The organism is Rhizobium sp. CBN3 (genome assembly GCF_030518245.1).
GTDB lineage: Bacteria > Pseudomonadota > Alphaproteobacteria > Rhizobiales > Rhizobiaceae > Rhizobium > Rhizobium aethiopicum_A.
On sequence record NZ_JAULSE010000011.1, the window covers coordinates 161,476 to 178,930 of the forward strand.

The window sequence follows — 17,455 nt, forward strand, 5'->3', positions numbered from 1 at the left end:
GCCATTTCAGGGCGGTGCGGTGATCCGAGCGTCGCTTCAACCTGTGTCGTAAAGCAAACCGTCCAGCGCCTGCATGGAATCGTATCCCAGGAACCGGCTGCGAACACAAAAGTTAGTAGACTCTAAATTATTTCTTGGTCAGGAAGTAATGACCGGGGAATCGGCCGCAGGCGAGTCTCGTCGGCGGCATCTGAGGGGCGATGAAGAATTCGGTGGAGCGGAGACGGAAAGCCGAGCGCGGGATGCAGGTGAAGCTGAGCGATGTGGCGAAGAAGGTGGGCGTCAGTCCGATCACCATTTCGCGCGCGCTGCGCAACCCCGAAATCGTCTCGGAGGATCTGCGCGAAGAGATCCTGCGCACGGTCGAGGAGATGGGCTATATCCCCAATCTTGCCGCCCGGGCGCTGGCCGGCCGCCATAACGGCATTGTCGGCGTCATCACCCCGGCCTTGCACCAGTACGGCTTCGCCGCCCTGATGATCGGCATCGAGGATTGTTTCCGCGGCACGGAGTTCACCGTGCAATATTCCAGCACGCTGCACCATTCCGAGGGCGAAGCCGGCCTGCTGAAATCCATCCTGACGCAGAAGCCGGCCGGCGTCGTCATCGCCGGCGCTGAATCCTACGGCGATCTTCTGCCGCTGATGGCGAGCGCCGTCTGTCCCATCGCCCATGTCACCGATCTCAGCCAGGAACCCCAAAGCCTGGTCGTCGGCCTCGATCATTATTCGGCCGGCGCCGAACCCACCCGCTTCCTGTTGTCGAGAGGCTATAGCAGGATTGCCTTCATCGGCCGCGGCGGCGATGTCCGCTCGCGCCGGCGCATTGCCGGTTATGAGGCGGTGATGCGGGAAGCCGGCCTTTTCCAGGAGGCTCTCATCATCGGCGGGGATGCGCCGAGCCGCGTCGCCCTCGGCAGGGAGCTGTTTTCCCGCCTGCTCGAGCGTGTGCCCGATGTCGATGCCGTCTTTGCCCAGAGCGACGAACTGGCCTTCGGCGTGCTGATCGAATGCAAAGCGCGCGGCATCCGCGTGCCGGAGGAAGTCGGCATCTGCGGCTTCAACGATCTGGAATTTTCGCCCTTCATCGAGCCGTCGCTGACGACGGTGCACCTACCGCGCCAGGATATCGGCCGCCGTGTCGCTGACATGCTGCTGCGCGCCATCCACGACGAGCCGCTCGAGGAAGACAGGGTCGACTGCGGCTTTTCGATCGTGCCGCGCGGTTCGACCCGATAATCTGGCACGTGCCGCCATAATGGAAGTCGAGTTGGGCCTTGAGGTCTGGGCACAGCGAGGATTATTCCGTATATGGACAGGATGGCCACCACTGTGCTGAAAAATGGATAACGCGGGGTTGTCCTTCGACAGGATGCGCACCTTCGTGCGAGTCGCCGAGCGCGGCAACCTGTCGATGGTCGCAAAGGAGCTCGGCGTCGGCCAATCCACCGTGACGCGGCACCTCAATGAGCTTGAGGAGGCTGTCGGTGTGCCGCTTCTCAGCCGCACCACCCGTCGCGTCACCGTGACGGAGGAGGGCAGTCGCTATTATACCAACTGCCTGCAGATCTTGCGCCTGGTCGAACAGGCTGCCGAGGAAGCCAGAGATGCCCGTCAGGCTCCGGCGGGCGCCGTTCGGCTTTCCTGTACGGCTGCGCTCGGTGTGATGCATGTCACGCGAATGATCTTTGACTTCCAGGACAGGCATCCCGACATCCGCATCGATCTCAACTTGACGGACGAGCGCATCGACCTGGTTCGCGAAGGCGTTGACGTGGCGCTTCGCCTTGGACCTCTCGCCGACAGCTCAATGAAACTCCACGCGGTCGGAGAGAGCCAGCGGCTGCTGGTCGGAGCTCCGGCCTATTTGTCCGCCCGGGGGCGGCCGGAGCGCCCGGCCGATCTGTCACGCTACGAAACCATCGTGATGTCCAACGTGGCTGGCAGCAATCAACTCCTTCTTTCCTCTCCCGATGGCGCCAGCCTGATCATCCCGGTCGGCGGCCGGCTGCGTGTCGATCACGGGCTTGCGGCGCGCGAAGCCCTTGCTGCCGGACGCGGCATCGGTCCAACACATCTCTGGCTGGTGCAAGATCTTCTCGACGACGGCCGGCTAGAGGTGGTGCTTGGAGACTATCGGCCTTCGCCGGTTCCGCTGAGCTTGCTGATTGTTCCTGAGCGTGCAGCCATTGCCCGCGTTCGGCTCCTCGTCGACTTTCTTGCCGCCGAGATTGCCAAGCTGCCGGGAATCCGGCCGTCGTAAGCATTTACCTCAAGTATGTCGTTGCCACGCAAGCGCTGCCGCACTTGTGCGAGACAGCTTCAACCTCCGAAAGACCGTTTGTCGCCGCGCCATCCCGTCGTCCGCAGAAACTGCTCCCAGTTGAGGGTCTGGGGATTGAGCCGTCGGCTCCATTCGAGATCGTGCTCCTTGCCGAAATAGCCATATTCGACCGCATATTCGACCATCCCGAGAAGCTCACGAACAAAAAATTCGTTGGCGGCAAATTCCGGAAAATAGTGCAGCAGGCCATCCCTGGTGAAAGCATTCCGATACTCGGCCTTGAGGCCGGTAACGCGTTGGAAAGTTTCGACCATCTCCCGCGGAGAAATGATGTCGCCGACGATCGGCAGCGTTTTGCCGTTGTAGCGCTCGGAAGTTGAGAAAATCTCCAGGACAACAGGCCCGGTCGCCGTCAGCGGATCGACGAAAGGCGCTCGGAAATCTTCCGGAAGATAAATCGGCAAGAGTAGGGTGTCGCCTTCCATGCGCGGCGCATAATACTCGATAAGGTTTGTGTAGAAGAATGCCAGCATGACGAAGGAATGAGAGATCGGCAGGCTGCGAATGTAATCTGCAACGCGCGCCTTGTCGGTAAAATGCGGCGCATATTTCGTCCCACCGGTGATCTTGTCGACATTCTCCAGCGTGCTGAAGACAATGTGCCCTACGCCGGCCTCCACGGCCGCATCCGCCAGTTGCCGGCCGAGAGGAGCTTCGGTCGTCTCCGGCGGGGCGATCGGCGGCGTCATCAGAAACGCGCCGTCCGCGCCTTTGAATGCCGCAACGAACTCCTTCTGAAGGCCGAGTTCGAGGGGCACGGCGACGATTTCCGCGCCGAGTTTCGCGAGACGCAAAGCTTCGGGCGAATCCTTTCTTCGAGTGAGCGCACGGACGCGGAAACGCTGGCTTTCAAGAAGCGTCGCAACGACGCTGCGCCCCTGTTTGCTCGTTGCACCCGTGACTGCGATCAGTGGCTTGTTGTCTGTAGACATGTCTTTCATCCTTTCCCGTCACTCGGCGCCGGCCGGACAGGCCGGCGTTGCGAAGCAGGGCGCGGGCCGGTCTGGTGCCGATCGCCCCCTCGATTGGCTGCACTCTATCGAAACAGGTTTTCTCGCTGTAGATAGGCGGAATGGATAAGATAATGCCATTTTTCGAATAAGTGGTCCGGCGCCGGATCACCACCCGGATCAGCCCGTGGAAAGCCGCCGGGCGGATCGGAAGTGCTGGCGATCCATGGATCGTGCCGGCGTCTTTCTCGAAGCAATCAAGGGATCAGCAGGATACTGCCCGCCGCGCGCCCGGATTCCATCTCTTCGTGCGCTTTCGCAACGTCGGCCAGACGGTATTCGGCACCGATCTGCGAAACGATCCCAGTTTCCATTGCCCCGATGGCAGCGAGAGCAGCCTCGCGATACTGTCCGACGTCAGCGCACCAGGCCATGATGCTCGGATGGCAGAGCGCCTTGCCTGGGCGGAGTTCCTCGACCGGCACGGGTGGAATGGCGCCGGCGGCCTGACCGATGGTGACAGCCATGCCGAATGGGCGGACGGAGCGAATGCTTTTGAGAAGCGTGTCGCCGCCGATCCCGTCATAGGCGACGTCGACGCCGATCCCGTTCGTCAACCGCTTCACGTCCGAGACGATATCGGCGCCGCGTCCGACGATCAGATGATCGGCGCCACACGATGCGGCAAGGGCTGCTTTTTCGGAGGAGCCGACCGTCCCGATCACGGTGGCTTGGAGCGATTTGGCCCAGCGAACGAGGATGCTGCCGAGCCCGCCGGCGGCCGCATGGATCAGAACGTGGTTTCCGGCACGCACATCATAGGTCTTCTTCAACAGCATGTAGGCGGTCATGCCTTTGAGGAGCGAACTCGCTGCCGTTTTTGCCGAAAGGGTATCCGGCAGCTTGATCGCCCTTTCGGCGGCGATGTTGCGCGCGGAGCGATAGGCGCCGACCGGAGGCCCGGCATAGGCAACGCGATCACCTCTCTCGAACATCGAGACGCCCGGACCAATGGCCTCGACAATTCCAGCCGCTTCGGCGCCGATCACCGCAGGGTAGGACGGCATCGGATAGATGCCTTTCCGGTGATAAATGTCTAGAAAGTTCATTCCGATCGCCTCATGACGGATTCTGATCTCGCCATCGCCGGGATCGTCACTCTGGTGCTGCTCAATATGGAACTGGTTGATGTCGCCGGGGGCGTTCAGCCATATAATCTGGTCGGTCATCGCTCGTGATCTCCTTGGCCCGGACAGATTAAGCGATGGCGTAATGGGTGAAAATTCCCTATTACTGCACAATGATTGGGAGAGATTTCACAAAGCTCGATTGGGATGACCTTCGGCATTTCCTGGCGCTCGCGCAGTCGGGAACCTTGCTTGGTGCAGCAAGACAACTCGGCGTCGAACATGCCACCGTCAGTCGGCGCGTTTCGTCGCTCGAATCCAGTCTCGGACGCAAACTCATAGACCGCCGCGGACGCCGCATCATCTTGACTTCGGACGGAGAGCAGGTTGCCAGGCACGCCGCTCTCGTCGCCGTCCAGACAGCGACCATCGAGCAGCTTGGTCGCAGCAGCGCCACGGAATTGCGCGGCCATGTCAGGATCAGCGCCCCTCCCGCGCTCTCGAGCATGCTGCTTGCAAAACCGATCGCAGTCGTCAGGCGAGACCATCCCGGCGTCGAGATTACGCTTGTCGGAGAAAAGCGCCTCGCCTCGCTGAACAGGCGGGAGGCGGATATCGCCGTGCGAATGTCGCGTCCGGAGGACGGAGATTACGCTATCGCCAAGCTCGGCGAGACAAGCTTTCATCTCTACGCATCGAAGACCTATCTCGAAACGGTTCCACCGTCGGACTGGACCTTCATCGGTTATGACGAAACCATGAACGCCTCGCCGCAGCAATTGCGGCTGATCGAACTGGCCGCCGGCCGGCCGATCGCCGTGAGGTCGTCCGTTCTGGAGTTTCAGGCTGCAACTGCAAGCCTTGGTGCAGGTGTCGTCATGCTCCCCGATTTCGCCGCCCTGGAGTCGAGCGGTCTCCAGCGCATCGAGACCGAACAGCCGTTGACGAGAGAGGTCTGGCTGGTGGTCCATGCCGATATCAAAGAAGTCCCCTCCGTCCGTGTCGTCGTCGATGCGCTGAAAAACGCTTTTGGCAGGTAGTCCCCGCGGCTGGGTCTCTGCCGAACCAGATCACTTTTCGCAAAGCCTTCGGCCGCCGGAATAGGGCTGATAGGTACAATCGGATGGGCGGAAGGAGCGGTAACTGCGCGAGCAGGCGCTAATGTTGCAGGACTGCGGTGCGCCTTGACCGTCGACGACCGCTTCAGTCGACCGCACGCCGTTCAGCGTCGGCTCGATCGTCGCCTCGCGGATAAAGTCCCGCCAAATATGGGCGGGCAGGGCGCCGCCCGTCACCCCCTTCATCGGCGCGTCATCATCATTGCCAACCCAGACGCCGACGACCAGGGCGTCCGTGAAGCCGACGAACCAGGCATCACGATTGTTCTGGCTGGTGCCGGTCTTGCCGGCCGCAAACGTGCCGGGATCTGCTCCCCGTCCGGTGCCGCGCTCGACCACCAACTGCAGCAGCCCGAGCAGATCGGACTGGTAAGGCGAAAGATCGACGCCCGGTTTTGATTGAGCGCCAACGCGAAAGGCCTTGGGCTGCCCTGCCGCTTGGAAATCGATGATGCCCCAGGGCTTGACGGGAGCTTTGCCGAGTTGGACGGACGCATAGGCGCTGGTGAGATTGAGAAGATTGACTTCGGAGGTACCGAGCGCCAAAGACGGCGTGTCGGCCAGTGGCGCATTGATGCCGAGTTCGCGCGCCGCGGCAATCACATTGTCCAGACCGATCTCTTGGGCAAGCGCCACCGACGCGGCATTGAGCGATCGCGCGAACGCCTCGGCGAGCGTCACCCACCCACTGTAGTTGCCGCCGGAATTTTCCGGCGACCAGCCGTCGATTTCGATTGGCGCGTCCAGAATCTGGTCGGACAAGGTGAACCCAGCCTTCAACGCTGCGTAGTAGACGAACAGCTTGAAGGTGGAGCCCGGCTGGCGCATCGCAGTGACGGCGCGATTGAACTGGCTCGCCTTGTAGTCACGCCCGCCAACCATGGCGACGACCGCGCCGTCCGGCGTCATCGCAACCAAAGCGGCCTGCGATGCTCCCACGGTTCTTCCTTCACCGTCCAAGGACTTTTTCACGACGCGCTCGGCGATCTGTTGCAACTGCGGCACCAGCGTGGTGCGCACCGTCGTCGAACCTGGCGAGGAGCCCGCGATTTCGCTTGCCTGCGGCGAAATCCAGTCTGCAAACCAGCTCCCGGAGCGCGGCGTCGGCGTCGTCGGGTGCAGCTTGGCAAAGCTCCCCTTGGCCTCCGCCGCCTCCGGCGCGGTGATCTTGCCATTGGCCGTCATCGCGTCGAGAACGACCATGGTGCGCTGCCGGGCGCCTTCGAAATTATCGATGGGGTTCCATTGGCTCGGCGCCCGCAGCAGCCCCGCCAGCATCGCCGACTCCGGCAGGTTGAGGTCGCCGATATCCTTGTTGAAATAGATCCGCGCGGCGGCAGGCATGCCGGTCGCACCGGCGCCAAGATAGACGCTGTTGAGATAGCGCGTCAGGATTTCATGCTTGCCGAGCTTCCACTCCAGCCAGAGTGCGATGACAAGCTCCTGGATCTTTCGTTTTATCGTTCGATCGCTGTCGAGGTATTGCAGCTTGATGAGTTGCTGGGTGATGGTGCTGCCACCCTCCACCACCGAGCCGGCCTCCAAGTTCCGCAGAAACGCCCTGCCGATACCCCTGGGATCGACGCCGAAATGATCCATGAACCGGCGATCCTCGATCGAAAGGACGGCATCGATCAGATGGGGCGGAAACTGGTCGTAGCGCGCATATGGGCCCTGATAAGGCCCCTGTCTTACCAATGGCGCGCCGTCGGCGGTTTCCAGCACCACGACCGGCTTCAAGGTTCCATCCCGGATTTCGCTCCAGGGCACGTCTTTCAGTGCCCACACCAGCACACTTCCGACGAGGAGGCAGACAAGAAGGGTTAACCCGAGAGCGAGTTTTCGCCAGCCCGCCAGAAGCGACCGGCGCTGGCTGCTTTCAGCCGGACTGATACGCCGAACGCGAATTCCGCCTCCGGCTCTGGCTAGAGCAGTGGTCATCCACCTTGTTGGAGCTGATGTGGCTGCCAGCCGCATCGACCTCCGTAGCTTCCGCCTCAAACCCGAAGCGGCCGTCCTGCTCTTCGCCAAGGCAGAACTTGCCTGCAGATCGTGACGCAGCGCCCGGAATAGATTGCTCACGGCCTGTCTGGTTTGGCCGAAGGATCCGTGGGCTGGTTGCGGGTTGTCGATTGGGTTAATGTCTGGTGAATCCGCGGCAGCCGCTTGCCCCGCCGGATCTGCTGGCTGATTGCGACCCGAGATCGAGCTGCTAACGCTTTCACCTGAGGAATCGGGAGAATTGGGCATCGGTTACCGCTAAAAAGCCAACGCAGCATGACCTATATATCCGCGTGATGCGGAGTGTTCCACCGCAAAAGGTCGCAGCAGTTCCGGAACTCACTGAGCACCACCCGGGCGGTGGGCGTCGAGCGAGTTTTGCTCTCAAGGTGCGACTTGGGAAGCTACCGACATCAATTCCTGGGAATTCGGTGCCTTGAATGTTTGTAGCCCGGGCTCCAGAGCTTCAGTGAAGCTCCAGCGTACGATTCCCTCCCGGTCGATGAGGAACTGACCGACAAGCTGCCCATGATCGGCGGTCATCATCTGCTCATCGGCTTCCGTCATTTGATATCCTTCCTTCTCGTTGAGAATTCGGTCCATTGCCCTCACGCCCATAGGCTCGGGCAACTCGCCCGGAAGATCGATCCGTATCGCCATGAGCGTGTCGATCCCGACCTCGCGTAAGCCGAAGGCTTGGTGCGAAGCCCGTACCGGGTCGGAAGCAGCAAGAAGATCGGCTATCGGATGGTAACGGAAATAGAGCCGCGCGCGTTCGACCGGGGTGTTTACAACAGCCAGGGATTGGACGCCTTTCTCACGCAGTACCGGGTTGAGATATGCCATGGCGGCGACGTGGCGCCGGCAGAACGGGCAATGCAGGCCCCGAAACAAACCGATCAACAACGGGCTGCGGCCACGAAAATCGTCAAGTGCGATTTTCCCCTCGCGCGAGATTGCATCAAACTCAACGTTCGGGACCCGGTCGCCCGGTTGCAGCGGGTGGTCGGCATAGGGCGTGGACATGGACAACCTCCTCGCTCGGGATCAGTCGAGCAAAGGCGCCGCGTCAAGTACAGCGAGGTCGAGATTGAGCGTTGCAGGCCTAACCTCTCGTCTTACCGCACCGCCAGGATCCAATTTAAGAATGTGCTCAGATGAGCCCGCGGGCAAGCGGTAATCAGCGAAACGTGAATTGAAAAACCCATTTTCTGCAAACGCTTTTGTTTAGCGGCCAATCTGTGAGTTGTCGCACACTGAAAGGCCGCAAGCCTGTCAACGGCAGCGACCCCCACCCGATTTCTCTGTAGAGTTTTAGCAACTCTGCGCATCGCGACCGCTTCGGGACGACGAACGGTGCGACGGCCCTTACTTTACCGTGATGGCAATACCGCTGAGATCGGCGTTGACTTGCAGGCCTACCTGTTTGCCTGAGAGTTCGAGTTGGGCGCCCTTGTCATTGGTCATGACGATCACCTGGGCACCTTTGCCGACCGCGCCGCCACCGCCCGCCGCACCGTAGACCCCCGTCACATCTCGAGCGCGGCGAATATGGCGAACCGTGCCATGAAAATTGGTCTTAGAAGCCCCGAAGGCGAGGCCGCCCGAGATGCCGCCGACAGTGATGGGATAGCGGCGACCATGGAAGGTCAGCGTACCCTCGCCTCCAGAACCACCCACAAAGAAGGCAGCCTTGTAGACTGAGAAGCTGATCGTACCGCTGTCGGCATGCGCGGAGCCGGCAAAGCTGATTCCTGCTGCGGCGATAACCGCAACCGCGACTGAACGAATTCTGGATGATTTCATGATGCAAGTCTCCTCAAAATCGAGGCTTTACCCAGCCAGGAGGGCGTGTCAGCGTCATGCCAAAGTCACAGCTGAAACAGTCTCGCCCGTCATTAGTTCCAAGCACGCGGCCAGAATCCGACTGGGAGAAAGCAGCCATAAAACGAAGCCGATGGCAAACATATTCTCGGTGGGAGTGGGAGTGGACCGTCATGCACAATGAAGGCGCAAGAAAGACAATCGCTGCGCCTTCAAAATCGATCTACCTAAGCCTAATCGCAATTCGCGGTGAGTGACCGTTGGCCTCCTCAGCGGGGCTTCACGTTGGCGTGCTCGTTGGCGGCATCCGTGTCGGTGGCCGGCGTCTGGGTGTCGTGTCCGGTGAACGGACTTCCCTGGCCGGGCGCCAATGTACCGCTGTGACCGGCACTGTTGGTCGTAAAGGCGTGCGTCGTGGAAGCTGCCGTGCTGCCGGACTTCAATCCATGCTGTTCCGCCTGGAAAAGGTGGTCGTCCGCCTGGGCAACACCGCAGGTGGAAATCAGCAAGAACGCGGCGGTAATCAAGGGATGGATCTTCATCGCAAGAACTCCTTCGTTTTCTGCCCTGGACGACAACACGCTGGCCACCGCCGATATTCGCCTATTCCTCATCACATCCTTGTGAGCCACCCCTGCCGACAATCACGTCGCTCCAAGGGCCATGGTCATCGACCTGGCGGGCAGGCACCAGCGTGATCGCGTCGCCGGCAACCGCGGCGTTGCGCACGAGATCGAAGGTGACCATCTTGGAGCCGTTGGTGACCATGCCCGATGGCAGGACCATGACGCTGTCGCCGGCTTGACCGAGCCGCCACGCGGCGGACATTGTCAGCCATGCAGAAAAGATTACTTTAGACGCAGGGGCTTACCTGTTGACCGGGAGTTTCTGGCTGTGGGGCGGCCTTCATATTGTCGTTTCGTTAGGTGTAATACGGGGAGGGGATGGCATCTATGTTGCTTGAAGATTTGTATCGCCTGATGAAGACCGGGCACGTACAGGCTCAGGGCATCGTTGACACCATGACCCAGCCAGTTGTTGTGTTGGATCAGCACTTTTCTGTTACGACCGCCAACAATGCCTTCATCAAGGCTTTCGATGTCGAGAGGGACGACATTCTCTCCCGGAACTTCTTCGGGCTTGGCAACGGACAGTGGGATATTCCGGTCCTTCGGCAGCTCATATCCTCCGTCATCCCACGGGCGGCGGCCGTCGTCGGCTTTGAAGTGAAGCATGATTTTCCGACAATCGGCCAACGGACGTTTCTTATCGACGCCCGTCGCCTCGTTCACCCTGATGATAACAGTCCCAACATTCTGGTGATCTTCGATGACGTGACGGAGCGCCAGCGCCACGATACCGAGATGGACTTCATCGTCGCGGAGATGCGGCACCGGCTGAAGAACCTGTCGGCCATCGTTCAGTCGGTCGTGAACAACACCAGGACCGACGATCCGGCTGTGGCAAGCTTCAAGGAAGCGCTGCTTGGGAGGCTGAATATCACCTTTCAAGCTCAGGAAATTGCCGCTGGCGGGGCGGCTGGCTTCGAAGCATTATTGAGAGGCGCGGTCGGCGCGACGGTCTCGGAACGGCTCGAATGCTCTGGACCTTCCTTAGAGCTTCGCAGTTCAAATATTCTTCCGGTCAGCATGATCTTGCACGAACTTGGCACCAACGCGTTGAAACACGGAGCTGTCTCGGTGCCCGGCGGAAAGATACGGGTGACGTGGGAATTGGAAGCCGGTCCGCGGGATCGGACACTGCTCGTATGCCGGTGGCGCGAGGAAGCGGGGCCGCGTATTCCTGACGCTGTAGGCAAGGGCTATGGGACAGAACTCATCGAAGGCCTCGCCGCCCATGTGGGTGGCAGCGTGGAACTTAACTATCCTCCCAGTGGTTTCACCGCAACGATCAAAATCCCGATGTGAGGTCATGTGAGCGATGCTGTCGACGCGAGGGCCGAAGGCGAGACAGTCCTCGTAGTCGAGGACGAGTTCTTCATCGCCGATGAACTCCGACGCAATCTGACCGCTGCCGGATTGCGGGTGCTTGGCCCGGTGTCATCCAACAAGGACGCTCTCGATCTTTTGGAAGAGGAGCGGCCTGACGTCGCGGTACTCGACGTTCATCTCGGCGGGGCAAGAGCGACCTCGGTGGCCGCGAAGCTTCGGCAGTTGAATATTCCGTTCGTTCTGGCGACAGCAAGTCCTGCGCATGAACTTGCATCTGATCCGGTCCTCGCCGGCGCTGTCATCCTGGAAAAGCCGACGAATTTCGGTCGTCTCATCGAAGCCGTTCGCAGGGTGATCAAGTGACTGTTCACAGGCCAGCGAGGGTCAATAGCGGGCGGGCGACGCATCGTTCCAGGAACTGACGGGTTCGTCGCGAAAATCTGCGATATCGCCATTCGGCAGGCAATCCCTCAGCTCGCAGCCGGTGGATTCAGCCTCGGCGAAGGGGGCCTTGCTGGCCCCCATGTCTTATCAGATATCGCTGGCGGCGCTCGACCACAGCTCGGCCGCCTCGGCTGCCGTTATCCGGCGGACCTCGGCCTCATGGCTGCGGCTGGCGAAGAGTTCGCTCGCCATGATCTGCTCGGCAAGGTCGGCCGGCAGCGAGAGGATGACGCGGGCGTCACCATTGTGAAGGCCGCCAAGTTCGGTGCGTTTGCCCGTCACCATGCCGCCGGCGACCGTGTTATTGGTCTCCGGGTCGATCAGGATGAAGGAGCCGGATTGCCGGTTCTGCTCGTAGGGGTCGAAGATTGCCGCTTCGTCGAAGGAAAGCCGCACCTTGCCGATCGCATTCATGTAGAGCCGCTGGGCGGCGTTCCACGTGCCGGTCTTCAGTTCGAGCTGGCTCAACGGCTGCACCTGCACGCGCTGGCGGCGGCTGCCGCTCTTCAGCCAGTAGCGCTTGCCGGGTTCGATGCCCTCAGGCTGCAGAGCGACGATCTGCGCGTCGAAGGCCAGGCCGACCTGCGGCTGAGCGTCGATCGAAACGATCATATCGCCGCGCGCCACGTCGACCTGCCGGTCGAGCACCAGCGTGATCGCGTCACCGGCAACGGCGGCGTTGCGCACGAGATCGAAGGTGACGATCTTGGAGACGTTGGCGACCATGCCCGACGGCAGGATCATGACGCTGTCGCCCGGCTTGACCGAGCCGCCGGCAACCGTGCCCTGATAGCCGCGGAAGCTTTCGCCCGGACGCGACACGCGCTGGACCGACAGGCGGAAGCCGACCGTCTGCGACGAGCGCACGGTGGCAAGCTCCAGCGTTTCCACCAGCGTCGGGCCGCTGTACCAGGGCATGGCGGCCTGGCCGGAATAGACGACGTTTTCGCCCTTCAGCGCCGACATCGGGATGGCAGTGATCTGCTTGACGCCGAGCGACAGCGCGAATTCGCGGAATTCGTGGCTGATCTTCTCGAAGCCGGCGCGGTCGTAGCCCGTCAGGTCGATCTTGTTGACGGCGAGCACGAACTGCCTGATGCCGAGCAGCGAGGCGATCGTCGCGTGGCGGCGCGTCTGCTCGAGGATGCCGAGCCGCGCATCGACCAGCAGAATGGCGAGATCGGCGGTCGAGGCGCCGGTCGCCATGTTGCGGGTATATTGCTCGTGACCGGGCGTGTCGGCGACGATGAAGGAGCGCTTGTCGGTCGAGAAATAGCGATAGGCGACATCGATGGTGATGCCCTGTTCGCGTTCGGCCTGCAGGCCGTCGAGCAGCAGCGCGAAGTCGGGCAGGCCGAGGTCGTTCTGCTTGCCGGTGGAATCGCGCTGCAGCGTGGCGGCCTGGTCTTCCTTGACCGCCTTGGTGTCCCAGAGCAGGCGGCCGATCAGCGTCGACTTGCCGTCATCGACGCTGCCGCAGGTGATCAAGCGCAGCGGGCGCGAGTCGCGCTGAGCCTTAAGCGGCTCGGCGGCGGGCAGGCTGGCGACGGTTGCGGCCGAGACGGCGGTTTGGACTGCGGTCATCTCAGAAATATCCTTCACGCTTCTTCTTTTCCATGGAGCCGGACTGGTCGCGATCGATGGCGCGGCCCTGGCGTTCGGACACCGTTGCAATTTCGAGCTCGGCGATCACCTCTTCGAGAGTGGCGGCCTCGGAGCGGATGGCGCCGGTCAGCGGGAAGTCGCCGAGCGTGCGGAAGCGGATCATGCCTTCCTGGCGCACTTCGCCGGGCAGCAGCTCGAGGCGCGGGTCCTCTGCGAGGATGATCATGCCGTCGCGCTCCACGAACGGTCGCTTCCTGGCGTAGTAGAGCGGCACCAGCGGAATGTCCTCGGCCTGGATGTAGCGCCAGATGTCGACTTCGGTCCAGTTCGACAGCGGGAAGGCGCGCACGCTCTCGCCCTTGCGGATCATGCCGTTATAGATGTTCCAGAGCTCCGGCCGCTGGTTGCGTGGATCCCAGCGATGGTCGGGCGTGCGGAAGGAATAGATGCGCTCCTTGGCGCGGCTGGCTTCCTCGTCGCGCCGGGCGCCGCCGAAAGCGGCGTCGAACTGGCCGGCATCGAGCGCCTGGCGCAGGCCTTCGGTCTTCATGATGTCGGTGAAGGCGGCCGATCCATGGGTGAAGGGCGTGATGTTTTCGGCCGCACCGCGCGGATTGATATGCTCGATGAGATCGAGATCGTACTTCTTCGCGGTCTCGTCGCGGAAGGCGATCATCTCGCGGAATTTCCAGCCGGTGTTCACGTGTAGCAGCGGGAAGGGCACGCGGCCGGGATAGAAGGCCTTGCGCGCCAGGTGCAGCAGCACCGAGGAATCCTTACCGATCGAATAGAGCATGACGGGACGCTCGAATTCGGCCGCGACTTCGCGGAAGATGTGGATGGATTCGTTTTCCAGCGCCTTCAGATGCGGGTCGAGCGGCGCCTTGGCGCTCTGGGGATTGCTGAGTTCCGTATCCGGACGGCTATCGGGCATGTCTTACTCCAGACTGTCGGTCCTTGCGGCTGCCCGCAAGCTTTTATCGATTGTGGCTCTCCCCGGGGAAGCTCGCTTCCCCCAAGGCTGCGGCGACCGCCGCGCCCTGATCCGGTAAGCCGGGAAGGTGATTATTGTGCGACGATCGCTGAGGCCTCTTCGGCGACATGCAGGCCGCATTCGCGCGTCTCGTCCTGCTCCCACCACCAGCGGCCGGCGCGTTCCGGCTCGCCGGGCTTGATCGCCCTTGTGCAGGGCTCGCAGCCGATCGAGGGATAGCCGCGGGCATGCAGCGGATTGATCGGTACGCCGTTTTCCGAAACGAAGGCCTTGATCGCCTCGATGTCCCAGTCGGCCAGCGGATTGACCTTCAGGAGGTGACGTTCGGCGTCATATTCGGCAAAGGGCGTTTCGGCGCGGTTGGCCGATTGCCCGCGCCGAAGGCCGGTGATCCAGATCGTCGCACCTTCGAGCGCACGCGCAAGCGGCTTCAGCTTGCGCACGCCGCAACAGGCATGTCTGGCTTCGACGCTCTCGTAGAAACCGTTGAGGCCGTATTGCGCAGCATAGGCGTCGATATCGGCCTTCTCAGGCCCGAAGCGTTGGACATGGATGTCGTACTGGGCTTCCGTCTCGGTAATCAGATCAAGCGTCTCGGCAAACAGGCGGCCGGTTTCCAGCGTCGCAATGTCGATCGGCAGGCGGTGCGTGCCGATTTCGGCGGTGATCACCTGGTCTTCGATCCCGAGCGAGGTGGTGAACACCACGCGGCCGCCAAGGCCTGCCACCAGCGACAGACGTCCGGCGAGGTCGAGGCCCGCCAGCTTGTCGTTCAACGCCTCGGCTTCTGCATTCGGATTGATAACGGTCATGAGAATCCTGTCCTTGGTTGACCGGAGTATCGCAGTTCAGGCCTGGATCGGACAGAAAAAGGGATTTCGAAAGCTGCGGCCGCAGGAGCAAATATCTCTCCGAAGCTGCCGCGATGCAGAAAAGCAGCCGCCCGCAGTGAAAATCCGCGTCGGCAGCCTGAATGTCTATAAAATTAGTAGACTTACACGCAGCCTGTCAATCCGAAATCTGAAGTGATGCTGAAAAAGGTGCGGAAGGCGCTGATTTGGCGTAGTTTGCAAGGGCTTGGCCAAGCGTGAAAAACAAGGCCAAAAATGCTTGTCCCTCAAGGCTTTCTGCCGGCGCGTTCAAATTCCGTTCATGCTGGTTGTGCCATAGAGGCGAATATACGTGTGAAGCGGCGCGAAAAATGCGCGCCGCCTGTGTGTCGACGGTCTGAGATGATTACGCAAAAGGCGAAATATGCGCTGCGGGCGCTGACGGTCCTGGCTGATGCCGATGCCGACGAACCGGTGATGATTTCCGATATCGCCGCGCAGCAGAAGATCCCGAAGAAGTTCCTCGAACAGATCCTGCTCGACCTCAAACATCACGGCATCGTCGTCAGCCGCCGGGGCAAGCAGGGCGGTTATCTCCTGCTCAAGCCCGCCCACACCATCACCTTCGGCGAGATCCTGCGCATCATCGACGGACCGATTGCGCCGCTGCCGTGCCTGTCGATCACCGCCTACCGCAAATGCGACGATTGCGACGGCGAACAGACCTGCGAAATCCGCCACGTCTTCGCCAAAGTGGCCGACGCCACGCGCAAGGTGCTGTTCTCCACGACGATCGCCGATGCCGTCGGCCCGAGGCAAGGCGCCGAAATCACCCGGCTGCTCGCCTGATCAGCTCTCAGCCGTTTCCTTGGCGCGCCGGGCCCGGATCGCCGCGGCGATGAAGACGCGCGACAGGCCGTGATAGAGCGGCTCGCGCGACAGGATGCGCGAGGTGATGTAGCCGATCATCGATACCGCCATGATCGGAATGACGGCCTGATGGTCGCCTGTCATTTCCAGAATGATGACGAAAGCGGTCATCGGCGCCTGCACCACGCCGGAGAAATACCCGGCCATGCCGAGAATGGCCGCAAGCGCGATACTGCTGCCCATGATCTGGCCGATCGTGCTGCCGAAGCCGGCGCCGACGGAGAGCGACGGCGCGAAGATGCCGCCCGGTATCCCCGACATCATCGACAGAAAGCCCGCAAGAAGTTTTTCGAGGAAGAACAGCAGGGGCAGGGGATTGCCCTCGACGGCGCCTTTCGCCTGGACGTAGCCCGTCCCGAAGGTCATGCCGCCCGAGAGGATTCCGATCGCCGCGACCACAAGCCCGCAAGCCGCTGCCAGCATCACCATCCGCCGCAGCGGCTGCGGATGCGCCCACCGGCGAACGTGCTGACCGAGATGCAGCGCAAGCCCGCTGAAAGCCGCACCCAGTGCGCCGCCGCCGATGCCGCAGACCAGCACCAGTTCCCAGTCGCGTACCGATGCGGGTGCGACCGCGGCGGAGCCGAAATAATTGTAGCTGCCGGCAAGTCCGAGGGCGGCAAGGCCCGAAAGGATGACGGCCGTCAACACCAGGCCGTTCGCACGGGACTCATAGGTCCGGCTCATTTCTTCGATGGCGAAGACGATGCCGGCGAGCGGCGTGTTGAAGGCTGCGGCGATGCCGGCCGCTGAGCCGGCGAGGATCAGCCCGCGCGCCTGCGCCATGCCGCCGAAGCGGGCAACGGCCAGCATGATCGATGCGCCCACCTGCACGGTCGGTCCCTCGCGGCCGATCGATGCGCCGCTTGCGAGCCCCAGCACGGTCAGCAGGATCTTGCCGACGACGAGCCGCAGCGACAGCAGCCGCGTGCGGTCCTCCGGATCACGCAGATGCCGCGCGGCAATCGCCTGCGGAATGCCGCTGCCCTGCGCGTTCGGGAAGAATGTTGCGGCGAGATAGGCCGACAGCATGAAGCCGAGCGGGGTGATGAGAAGCGGCAGCAGAAAGCTCCATTGCCCCGCGGTCACGCCGGCAAAGCCGCGCTGCGCCAGATCCGCAAACCTGGCGAAGCCGACGCTGATGATGCCGATCGCAAAGGCGCCGAACCAGAAGATCAGCCGCGGACGCCAGAGGGAGAAGGAGCCCCAAAGGACACGCGATCTACGGAGAAGTCTGGACTTGCGATGGAACACGGGCATGCCGGAGCGCGGATGTTGGACAGGCTTCTTCCTAAACCGGTTTGCAGGGAATGGGCCACCTCTTTCTTCCGAAAATT

18 protein-coding genes are annotated in these 17,455 nt (G+C 61.7%); 6 read left to right on the top strand and 12 right to left on the bottom strand.

All coding sequences use genetic code 11. The annotated features are described in order from the left end of the window. Positions 1-200: 200 nt before the first annotated feature. A complete protein-coding gene (locus tag QWJ46_RS18310; protein WP_302752623.1) occupies positions 201-1,238 on the top strand; it encodes a LacI family DNA-binding transcriptional regulator in 1,038 nt (345 codons plus the stop codon). A 103-nt stretch (positions 1,239-1,341) separates the two neighbouring features. Further along, positions 1,342-2,262 (top strand): LysR family transcriptional regulator, encoded by a 921-nt coding sequence (locus QWJ46_RS18315; RefSeq protein WP_302752625.1) that lies wholly within the window; start codon positions 1,342-1,344, stop codon positions 2,260-2,262. Between the two features lie 59 nt (positions 2,263-2,321). Here the strand turns inward: QWJ46_RS18315 and QWJ46_RS18320 are convergent, their stop codons facing one another. Beyond that, the gene (locus tag QWJ46_RS18320) at positions 2,322-3,275 is read right to left on the bottom strand and encodes an NmrA/HSCARG family protein (RefSeq protein ID WP_302752627.1); all 954 of its coding nucleotides are present in this window, start codon (positions 3,273-3,275) and stop codon (positions 2,322-2,324) included. A gap of 275 nt (positions 3,276-3,550) precedes the next feature. Continuing rightward, positions 3,551-4,522 carry a quinone oxidoreductase gene (locus QWJ46_RS18325; protein ID WP_302752628.1) on the bottom strand — a complete coding sequence of 324 codons (972 nt, stop codon included), beginning with the start codon at positions 4,520-4,522 and terminating at the stop codon, positions 3,551-3,553. Between the two features lie 71 nt (positions 4,523-4,593). On the opposite strand from QWJ46_RS18325, the gene QWJ46_RS18330 reads away from it, so the two are divergent. Further along, a complete protein-coding gene (locus QWJ46_RS18330) occupies positions 4,594-5,460 on the top strand; it encodes a LysR family transcriptional regulator (protein WP_302752734.1) in 867 nt (288 codons plus the stop codon). A 30-nt stretch (positions 5,461-5,490) separates the two neighbouring features. On the opposite strand, the gene QWJ46_RS18335 is transcribed toward QWJ46_RS18330, so the two are convergent. The 5 genes from QWJ46_RS18335 to QWJ46_RS18355 form a co-directional block, all read right to left on the bottom strand. Further along, the gene (locus QWJ46_RS18335) at positions 5,491-7,788 is read right to left on the bottom strand and encodes a PBP1A family penicillin-binding protein (RefSeq protein WP_302752629.1); all 2,298 of its coding nucleotides are present in this window, start codon (positions 7,786-7,788) and stop codon (positions 5,491-5,493) included. Positions 7,789-7,923: 135 nt separating this feature from the next. After that, positions 7,924-8,565, bottom strand: a complete 642-nt coding sequence (locus QWJ46_RS18340; protein WP_302752631.1) for a peroxiredoxin-like family protein — start codon at positions 8,563-8,565, stop codon at positions 7,924-7,926. A 342-nt stretch (positions 8,566-8,907) separates the two neighbouring features. Next, a complete protein-coding gene (locus QWJ46_RS18345; protein WP_302752632.1) occupies positions 8,908-9,345 on the bottom strand; it encodes a hypothetical protein in 438 nt (145 codons plus the stop codon). Positions 9,346-9,632: 287 nt separating this feature from the next. Next, the gene (locus QWJ46_RS18350) at positions 9,633-9,905 is read right to left on the bottom strand and encodes a hypothetical protein (RefSeq protein WP_184459471.1); all 273 of its coding nucleotides are present in this window, start codon (positions 9,903-9,905) and stop codon (positions 9,633-9,635) included. Positions 9,906-9,966: 61 nt separating this feature from the next. Next, the gene (locus QWJ46_RS18355; protein WP_302752634.1) at positions 9,967-10,191 is read right to left on the bottom strand and encodes a hypothetical protein; all 225 of its coding nucleotides are present in this window, start codon (positions 10,189-10,191) and stop codon (positions 9,967-9,969) included. A gap of 125 nt (positions 10,192-10,316) precedes the next feature. Here QWJ46_RS18355 and QWJ46_RS18360 point away from each other — a divergent pair, with 125 nt between their 5' ends. Continuing rightward, positions 10,317-11,291 carry a sensor histidine kinase gene (locus tag QWJ46_RS18360; protein ID WP_302752635.1) on the top strand — a complete coding sequence of 325 codons (975 nt, stop codon included), beginning with the start codon at positions 10,317-10,319 and terminating at the stop codon, positions 11,289-11,291. A 6-nt stretch (positions 11,292-11,297) separates the two neighbouring features. Next, on the top strand, positions 11,298-11,678 hold the full coding sequence (locus QWJ46_RS18365) for a response regulator (RefSeq protein WP_302752637.1): 381 nt from the start codon (positions 11,298-11,300) through the stop codon (positions 11,676-11,678). Positions 11,679-11,699: 21 nt separating this feature from the next. Here the strand turns inward: QWJ46_RS18365 and QWJ46_RS18370 are convergent, their stop codons facing one another. From QWJ46_RS18370 to QWJ46_RS18385, 4 genes are all read right to left on the bottom strand, one after another. Further along, positions 11,700-11,840: a hypothetical protein gene (locus QWJ46_RS18370; protein ID WP_302752639.1), complete on the bottom strand. Its 141-nt coding sequence runs from the start codon at positions 11,838-11,840 to the stop codon at positions 11,700-11,702. A gap of 6 nt (positions 11,841-11,846) precedes the next feature. Continuing rightward, on the bottom strand, positions 11,847-13,343 hold the full coding sequence (gene cysN / locus QWJ46_RS18375) for a sulfate adenylyltransferase subunit CysN (protein ID WP_302752640.1): 1,497 nt from the start codon (positions 13,341-13,343) through the stop codon (positions 11,847-11,849). A gap of 1 nt (position 13,344) precedes the next feature. Next, a complete protein-coding gene (cysD, locus tag QWJ46_RS18380; protein WP_302752642.1) occupies positions 13,345-14,298 on the bottom strand; it encodes a sulfate adenylyltransferase subunit CysD in 954 nt (317 codons plus the stop codon). 131 nt (positions 14,299-14,429) lie between these two features. Further along, the gene (locus QWJ46_RS18385; RefSeq protein ID WP_184459474.1) at positions 14,430-15,170 is read right to left on the bottom strand and encodes a phosphoadenylyl-sulfate reductase; all 741 of its coding nucleotides are present in this window, start codon (positions 15,168-15,170) and stop codon (positions 14,430-14,432) included. Between the two features lie 420 nt (positions 15,171-15,590). Here QWJ46_RS18385 and QWJ46_RS18390 point away from each other — a divergent pair, with 420 nt between their 5' ends. Then, positions 15,591-16,037: an Rrf2 family transcriptional regulator gene (locus tag QWJ46_RS18390; protein ID WP_302752643.1), complete on the top strand. Its 447-nt coding sequence runs from the start codon at positions 15,591-15,593 to the stop codon at positions 16,035-16,037. Here QWJ46_RS18390 and QWJ46_RS18395 read toward each other — a convergent pair whose 3' ends face one another. After that, positions 16,038-17,378: a chloride channel protein gene (locus QWJ46_RS18395; RefSeq protein WP_302752645.1), complete on the bottom strand. Its 1,341-nt coding sequence runs from the start codon at positions 17,376-17,378 to the stop codon at positions 16,038-16,040. It abuts the gene before it with no gap. Between the last annotated feature and the right edge of the window lie 77 nt (positions 17,379-17,455).

Bases quoted from the DNA above. Each gene is read 5' to 3' on its own strand.
- QWJ46_RS18310 (WP_302752623.1), top strand. From the start codon at position 201: ATGAAGAATTCGGTGGAGCGGAGACGGAAAGCCGAGCGCGGGATGCAG.
- QWJ46_RS18315 (WP_302752625.1), top strand. From the start codon at position 1,342: ATGGATAACGCGGGGTTGTCCTTCGACAGGATGCGCACCTTCGTGCGA.
- QWJ46_RS18320 (WP_302752627.1), bottom strand. From the start codon at position 3,275: ATGTCTACAGACAACAAGCCACTGATCGCAGTCACGGGTGCAACGAGC.
- QWJ46_RS18325 (WP_302752628.1), bottom strand. From the start codon at position 4,522: ATGACCGACCAGATTATATGGCTGAACGCCCCCGGCGACATCAACCAG.
- QWJ46_RS18330 (WP_302752734.1), top strand. From the start codon at position 4,594: ATGATTGGGAGAGATTTCACAAAGCTCGATTGGGATGACCTTCGGCAT.
- QWJ46_RS18335 (WP_302752629.1), bottom strand. From the start codon at position 7,788: ATGCCCAATTCTCCCGATTCCTCAGGTGAAAGCGTTAGCAGCTCGATC.
- QWJ46_RS18340 (WP_302752631.1), bottom strand. From the start codon at position 8,565: ATGTCCACGCCCTATGCCGACCACCCGCTGCAACCGGGCGACCGGGTC.
- QWJ46_RS18345 (WP_302752632.1), bottom strand. From the start codon at position 9,345: ATGAAATCATCCAGAATTCGTTCAGTCGCGGTTGCGGTTATCGCCGCA.
- QWJ46_RS18350 (WP_184459471.1), bottom strand. From the start codon at position 9,905: ATGAAGATCCATCCCTTGATTACCGCCGCGTTCTTGCTGATTTCCACC.
- QWJ46_RS18355 (WP_302752634.1), bottom strand. From the start codon at position 10,191: ATGTCCGCCGCGTGGCGGCTCGGTCAAGCCGGCGACAGCGTCATGGTC.
- QWJ46_RS18360 (WP_302752635.1), top strand. From the start codon at position 10,317: ATGTTGCTTGAAGATTTGTATCGCCTGATGAAGACCGGGCACGTACAG.
- QWJ46_RS18370 (WP_302752639.1), bottom strand. From the start codon at position 11,840: ATGGGGGCCAGCAAGGCCCCCTTCGCCGAGGCTGAATCCACCGGCTGC.
- cysN (WP_302752640.1), bottom strand. From the start codon at position 13,343: ATGACCGCAGTCCAAACCGCCGTCTCGGCCGCAACCGTCGCCAGCCTG.
- cysD (WP_302752642.1), bottom strand. From the start codon at position 14,298: ATGCCCGATAGCCGTCCGGATACGGAACTCAGCAATCCCCAGAGCGCC.
- QWJ46_RS18385 (WP_184459474.1), bottom strand. From the start codon at position 15,170: ATGACCGTTATCAATCCGAATGCAGAAGCCGAGGCGTTGAACGACAAG.
- QWJ46_RS18390 (WP_302752643.1), top strand. From the start codon at position 15,591: ATGATTACGCAAAAGGCGAAATATGCGCTGCGGGCGCTGACGGTCCTG.
- QWJ46_RS18395 (WP_302752645.1), bottom strand. From the start codon at position 17,378: ATGCCCGTGTTCCATCGCAAGTCCAGACTTCTCCGTAGATCGCGTGTC.